The 6,349-nt window shown below is 38.3% G+C and carries 7 protein-coding genes; 5 read left to right on the top strand and 2 right to left on the bottom strand.

The window, feature by feature from the left end; translation table 11 throughout:
• Positions 1-108: DegV family protein (locus V7150_RS26705; RefSeq protein ID WP_420490338.1), on the bottom strand; the 108-nt coding region annotated here is incomplete at its 3' end.
• Positions 109-364: 256 nt separating this feature from the next.
• Between V7150_RS26705 and hmpA the strand changes: the two genes are divergently transcribed.
• The 5 genes from hmpA to V7150_RS26220 all read left to right on the top strand — a co-directional run bounded on the left by hmpA (position 365) and on the right by V7150_RS26220 (position 5,072).
• Complete coding sequence (gene hmpA / locus V7150_RS26240) at positions 365-1,579, top strand: NO-inducible flavohemoprotein (protein ID WP_335524196.1); 1,215 nt, start codon at positions 365-367, stop codon at positions 1,577-1,579.
• Positions 1,580-1,891: 312 nt separating this feature from the next.
• Positions 1,892-2,668, top strand: a complete 777-nt coding sequence (locus V7150_RS26235) for an SGNH/GDSL hydrolase family protein (RefSeq protein WP_335524194.1) — start codon at positions 1,892-1,894, stop codon at positions 2,666-2,668.
• 13 nt (positions 2,669-2,681) lie between these two features.
• Positions 2,682-3,596 (top strand): ABC transporter ATP-binding protein, encoded by a 915-nt coding sequence (locus V7150_RS26230; RefSeq protein WP_335524191.1) that lies wholly within the window; start codon positions 2,682-2,684, stop codon positions 3,594-3,596.
• Positions 3,589-4,569, top strand: coding sequence for an ABC transporter permease (locus V7150_RS26225; RefSeq protein WP_335524189.1), 981 nt, complete (start codon positions 3,589-3,591; stop codon positions 4,567-4,569). Before V7150_RS26230 ends, V7150_RS26225 begins: the two co-directional genes overlap by 8 nt.
• A gap of 134 nt (positions 4,570-4,703) precedes the next feature.
• Positions 4,704-5,072, top strand: coding sequence for a VOC family protein (locus tag V7150_RS26220; RefSeq protein ID WP_335524186.1), 369 nt, complete (start codon positions 4,704-4,706; stop codon positions 5,070-5,072).
• A gap of 158 nt (positions 5,073-5,230) precedes the next feature.
• On the opposite strand, the gene V7150_RS26215 is transcribed toward V7150_RS26220, so the two are convergent.
• The coding region (locus V7150_RS26215; RefSeq protein WP_335524184.1) for an NAD(P)/FAD-dependent oxidoreductase at positions 5,231-6,349 on the bottom strand (1,119 nt) is incomplete at its 5' end.

Here is a 6,349-nt window from a genome sequence, read left to right as displayed (position 1 = left end):
GTTAATAACAACGTGCAGGGGAATAACATGTATATGATTCTGCTCAATAAATTCTTTACTAAGAGAGGCAGTTGTGTCGGTGATCCACGCAATTTTTGCTTTGTTCATATAATCCTCATCCTTTAGTGGTTTTCTTATCTTTAATATATTGATATAAAATCCTATTTTTCTAGCTAGGGTCAACGATACAAAAATAGATAGTATATGACTAGTTACATTTGTCATGCTCATAAGTGAACAATTTGTGAATTCTCTATGTATAAATGATTCAAAAATAATAAAGTGTGATTCAAATCACTTAGTCGTTGTGAATTTATTTATATAATCACTATGGAAATAGGGAAAAGTTCAAGGAGTGATTAATTTGCTAGATCAAAAAACAATTGAAATCATTAAATCTACTGTACCAGTCTTAGAAAAACACGGAGAATCCATTACAACCCGCTTTTATCAATTGATGTTTGGGAACCATCCTGAATTATTAAATATCTTTAATCATGCCAATCAAAAACAGGGCAGACAGCAAAAAGCACTTGCCGGAACGGTTTATGCTGCTGCTATGTATATTGACAATCTCGAAGCCATCCTTCCTGTTGTTCAACAAATTGCTCATAAACATACAAGTCTCGGCGTTAAGCCTGAACATTATCCAATTGTCGGAAAGCATCTTTTATTAGCGATAAAGGATGTACTCGGCGAAGCGGCAACAGACGAAATAATTGATGCATGGGCCGATGCCTATAACGTAATTGCAGATGCGTTTATCGGAGTAGAAGCTGAAATGTATGATGCAGCAATAAATCAAGAGGGAGGCTGGGATGGCTTCCGTAACTTTATTGTTGACCGCAAAGTAATCGAAAGTGATGTTATTACTTCTTTCTACTTGAAACCGGAAGATAACAACGGAATTGCAATATTTATCCCTGGCCAATATATTAGCATTAAATTAGAAATTAACGGAGAAGAGTACACACACATTCGTCAATATAGCCTTTCGGATGCTCCAGGAAAAGACTATTACCGAATTAGTGTTAAGCGTGAAGAGGGAACGGCAAATCCGGATGGAATGGTGTCTAATTATTTGCATGATACAGTGAGCGAAGGGGATATCCTTAAAATAAGTGCACCTGCTGGTGATTTTGTGCTTGATACGAAAAAAACTACTCCTGTTGTACTGCTAAGCGGTGGTGTTGGTTTAACACCAATGATGAGTATGTTAAAAACTGTTGTCGAAGTACAGCCTAGTCGTAAGGTAACGTTTGTACACGCTGCAGTAAATGGAAATGTTCATGCACTACGAAATGAGGTTGATGAATTAGCAGCTCTTGATCATGTGAATTCATTTATTTTTTATGATTCTCCAACAGAAGAGGATCGCTTGAACAATCGATTTGATGTTGAAGGTTATATAACACATGATTGGATAAAAGACAATATCTCCATCGAGGATGCTGACTTTTATTTCTGCGGACCCGTTCCTTTTATGAAAGCAATAAACCGCTCATTAAGAGATTTAGGAGTAAACGAAGGAAGAATTCACTTTGAGTTCTTTGGACCAAAAGGGAATTTAGAAGAATAGAAAAGAGCAAGCCGGTTTTCCAATTAGGAAGCCGGCTTTTTTGGCTATTAGGAAAGTATAAATTTTTCAAATTTATACTTTCCTAACGCATAAGTGCAACTACGCCTCTGTCTTCGCCCTTAGGGGCTCGCCAATCGGCGAGTTTTCTTTAAAAAAATAAGGGTCCTTCGGTGGATTCCTTTTTAGTTTTTGGGGAAAAATTAAGATTTATTGAATCTTTTCAGCAATTAAATCGAAATAACCGCATTGACAGTTTGATTCATATTACAACTATGATTAAATAATAGAAAAGGCCGGAAAGGATGTATTATCATGAATAAAAATGTCATACGTTCGATTACTGTCATAGCAGTATTATTTTGCCTTCTCTGGCTGATTGGGCTTGGCTGGGCAGCAGGGGAATATTATGCCGGTAAACCGGAAAAAGTTCCGGAACCAACCACTGTTAACAAGAAAGTGGAAAACAAAAAAGGTTTAACCATAGTGGCATTAGGTGACTCGTTAACTAGAGGCACAGGTGATGAGTCTGGAAAAGGCTATGTGGGGGTCTTGACAGATGAAATTAAAGAAAAGACAAAGCGGCCGGTACAGCTAACAAATCTTGGCATCAACGGTCAAAGATCTGATCAGCTGCGTGTACAGGTTCAGGAAAAGGAAGTCGGTCGGCAAATTCAAAAAGCTGATATGGTATTGGTGACGATTGGGGGAAACGATTTGTTCCGCGGGGGTCAAGGATTAGCGGATTTAAAAGCAGAAGACATAGCGGCGATTGAAAAAAAATACCTTGATAACCTGAATTTTATATTTGAACAAATTCGTAAAAACAACAGTGAAGCCAATGTGTTTTTTATAGGACTGTATAATCCCTTTATTGAGTTAGATCAAGGAAAAGAGATGTCCAAAGTCATTCGCCATTGGAATTATGACAGCGCGGAAGTAAGTGCCGTCTATCCCAAAATTGTGTTTGTGCCAACATTTGACTTGTTTGAGTTAAAGGTAAACGACTATCTTTATTCGGATAAGTTTCATCCAAATTCAAAAGGGTACCGTTTAATTGCTGAGCGAGTAGCCTCATTGCTCACCTGGTAAGGAGAGGATAACAATGGAGAATAAAGTCACATTGTCAGTTAAGAAATTAAAAAAAGTAATTGGGAAAAGAGAAATTATCAAGGGGTTAACGTTCGATTTACGTGAAGGGGAAGTGTTTGGTTTTTTGGGGCCAAACGGTGCCGGGAAAACAACTACCATCCGTATGCTTGTCGGTTTGATTAAACCGACATCTGGCAGTGTTCACATTTGTGGATACAGCATCGAGGATCAATTTCAGGAAGCAGTGCGTAATCTTGGCTGTATCGTTGAAAATCCAGAACTTTATCCGTACCTTTCGGGATATAATAATCTGCTCCATTTTGCACGGATGCTTAATAACATTGGTGAGGATCGGATTAAAGAAGTTACCGAGCTTGTTGGGTTAACGGAGAGAATTCATGACAAAGTAAAAACTTATTCACTTGGGATGCGGCAGCGCCTCGGAATAGCCCAAGCACTTTTAGGAGAACCAAAAGTGTTGATTCTCGATGAACCGACTAATGGGTTGGATCCGGCAGGGATTCGTGAAATGAGACAATTTATTCGGTTTCTAGCCGAAAAGGAAGGTCTAAGCGTCCTTGTTTCAAGCCATTTATTGAGTGAAATTCAATTATTATGTGATCGGGTAGCAATCATTTCAAAAGGGACGATTATTCGAGTCGATACTGTTTCTAAGTTGCTTGCGAATCGTGAAAGAGTAGTTTGGCATATTGCACCATTTGATAAGGGAAAACAAGTATTAAGTTCCTTAACAACCATTGAAGCAAAAGAAGACGGTACCATCCTAACGGTGTTTGATGAACAGAAGATACCAAAATGGAATAAGGAACTTGTTGAAGCGGGTGTAGCTGTAAAAGAGATGAATCGGAAAATGCCAGTGCTTGAAGATTTATTCCTCGAACTAACGGGGGGTGACAGTATTGAATAAATTGATTCAAAATGAAATGATGAAGCTGATTGCCAAAAAGCGGCTGGTTGTGATTGCGCTCATTATTGGCGTTCTCGTTATGTTATTTACATATGCACAATATAAGCAAGTTCAAACACAACGTGAAAAATTAGGAACGAGTGATTGGCGCACGATTTTACAGCAGCAAATTGTTGATACGACAAACCGTTTAAGCAGCAGTAGAATTTCTGACGAATGGAAGAAACAACTGCAAATATCCTTACAGCAGCAACAATATTATCTAGATCATGATATTAATCCAGCGGAGCCGGGTGCACCTACGTTCATGAGAATCTTTTTGGAAAACTCGATTGATCTTTTTATCCCATTAATGGTAATGGTCATCGCTAGCGATTTGGTTTCCTCTGAACATAGTTTAGGTTCGATCAAGCTTTTATTGACTAGGCCGGTGAAAAGGTGGAAGGTACTACTAAGTAAATATATCACCCTTTGTTTAGCCATATCGTTAATCATTGCGATTGCGGGGATCCTCTCTTATTTAATTTCGGGAGTCGTCTTTGGCTATAAAGGCTGGGGGGCACCAATCCTAACAGGCTTTAATGTGACGGATACAGGGTTAAACACCTCAGAGGTCAAACTTCTAAGCTTATGGAAGTTTTTGTTAATGGATTTTGGATTGGTTTGGTTTGTCGCTATTGTAGTCGGGACCTTATCATTCATGCTTTCTGTTTTAATCCGCAGTACAGCAGCTGGAATGGGCGTGATGCTTGCGGCCTTAATTTCCGGAGCAATTTTAAATAATATGATATCCTCTTGGGAATCTGCCAAATACTTTTTTATGGTGAATTTAAGGTTAACAGACTATATGAAAGGAAACGCGCCGCCAATTGAGGGAATGAATCTCTCATTCTCGATGATGGTTTTATTCGTTTGGTGGGCTGCTGCTTTATTCGTCTCATTTTTTGTCTTTACGAAAAAGGATGTTTATTAATGAAAAGCTATCCCTGTTAAAATAAAGGGGGATAGCTTTTGTTATTGTCAAAAAACAATTAGAAAATTTGATGGGAAATTAAAAATTATATAAAATGGTTTTGTAAATATATGAAGGTAAATGGGGGAATCGTTATGTCATTCGTGATAAAAAAAATCGATCATGTCCAGCTTGCGGCGCCAAAGGGCTGTGAAGAAGAGGCAAGAGAATTTTTTGCTGGTATCCTTGGGTTAACAGAGGTCGAAAAGCCGGAAGAATTGAAAAAACGAGGTGGAGTATGGTTTGAGTTTGGAAATTTTCAAATTCACATTGGAGTAGAAGAACCATTTTTACCCGCTAAAAAGGCGCACCCAGCCTTCGTTGTGGAAAACATCGAAGAATTAAAAACGTTTCTTAGTAAAAGTCATGTTGCTTTTTCAGCGGACGACAATCTTCCAGGAGCAAGTAGAATTCATGTCCATGACCCGTTTGGCAATCGTCTTGAATTTTTAGAGTGGCTATAAATTAAACATTAAAATAGCCCCACTCCAAATGATAGGAATGGGGCAGTTCGCCTTAAAGTTGGGGGACTAAAGGCATTTGGGATTATTCTATTCAAATGGCTGTCAGGGGGGAGGGGATTCCTGCAGCCAAGGAAAAAAGCAATGTTAATTAGTTACGGTTATTGTTTCGCTGTTATTTTTACAGGCTCACGGTTTACACCAAAGTGCTGCTTGAAAATCAGAGATGGACCGCCAAGATTAAACAAGTAGCGAGCCTCAATAACTTGTTTCATAAATGCTCCAAAAAGCCCGGATAAGCGGAAATTACCTACTTTACCAACTGCGGCCATGAGTCCGATTGATGCTACAGATCCTTTATGGTGATATTCAAACGATGTTAATGATTCACCTCGAAGCGCAGCAACAATATTTTTCGCACAGACCGGTGCTTGTTGTAAAGCTACTTGTGCAGTCGGAGGTAATGCAGACTTCTCATCCTTCATAAATAAACAACAGTCTCCAATACTAAAGACATTTTTCATGTTTTTAACACGAAGATTAGAATCCACCGCAATCTTGCCTTTTTCAATTGGTAATCCCCAATTGTGAACAATCGTGTTCCCTTTTACACCACAAGACCAGATTAATGTTTTTGTTGGAACTTCTAGATTATTTTCAAGTACCACTTTTTCTGGGGTACATTCCAGTATTTTTGTAGAAGTGATGAGTTCAATATTACGCTTTTCTAAAACTTCAGTTGTGTATTGAATGGATTCCTTAGGGAAAAATGGAATGACAGATGGTGCAGCTTCAATACCAACAATTTTTATTTTTTCAAATGGTATATCATGTTCTTTACAAAGTTTTGGCAGTGCATCTGCAAGTTCTCCAAGCATCTCGATTCCGGTAAAACCTCCACCAGCTACAACAAAGGTTAAACGAGAAGGATCATGGTCTTCTTTATAAAGATTTAATTGTTTGATGATTTGGTGGTAAATGATTTTTGAGCTTCTAAAGCTCCGAATCTCAAAAGCATTTTCTTTAACACCTCGAGTACCATATGTTTCAACCTCAAATCCAAGAGCAATTAATAAATAGTCATATTTAACGGTATCTCCACCTTCAAGGTGCACTTCCTGTGTATTGATATTAACAGAGGATACTGCAGCTTTTAAGAACCGAGTCTTGTTTGGATTAATTAGATCAGGTATAGACATGGCAATTTGGCGGTCTGCAGCGGTGCCAACTCCTGTCTTATGTAACTGTGTTGATAGATAATGATATTCATGTTTATTAAT

The organism is Neobacillus drentensis (assembly GCF_036965245.1).
In the GTDB taxonomy this organism is placed as follows: domain Bacteria; phylum Bacillota; class Bacilli; order Bacillales; family Cytobacillaceae; genus Neobacillus; species Neobacillus drentensis_G.
This window is presented reverse-complemented; position numbering and strand designations above follow the sequence as displayed.

Coding starts and splice junctions, on each gene's coding strand:
- V7150_RS26235 (WP_335524194.1), top strand. CDS start 1,892: ATGAATAAAAATGTCATACGTTCGATTACTGTCATAGCAGTATTATTT.
- V7150_RS26230 (WP_335524191.1), top strand. CDS start 2,682: ATGGAGAATAAAGTCACATTGTCAGTTAAGAAATTAAAAAAAGTAATT.
- V7150_RS26220 (WP_335524186.1), top strand. CDS start 4,704: ATGTCATTCGTGATAAAAAAAATCGATCATGTCCAGCTTGCGGCGCCA.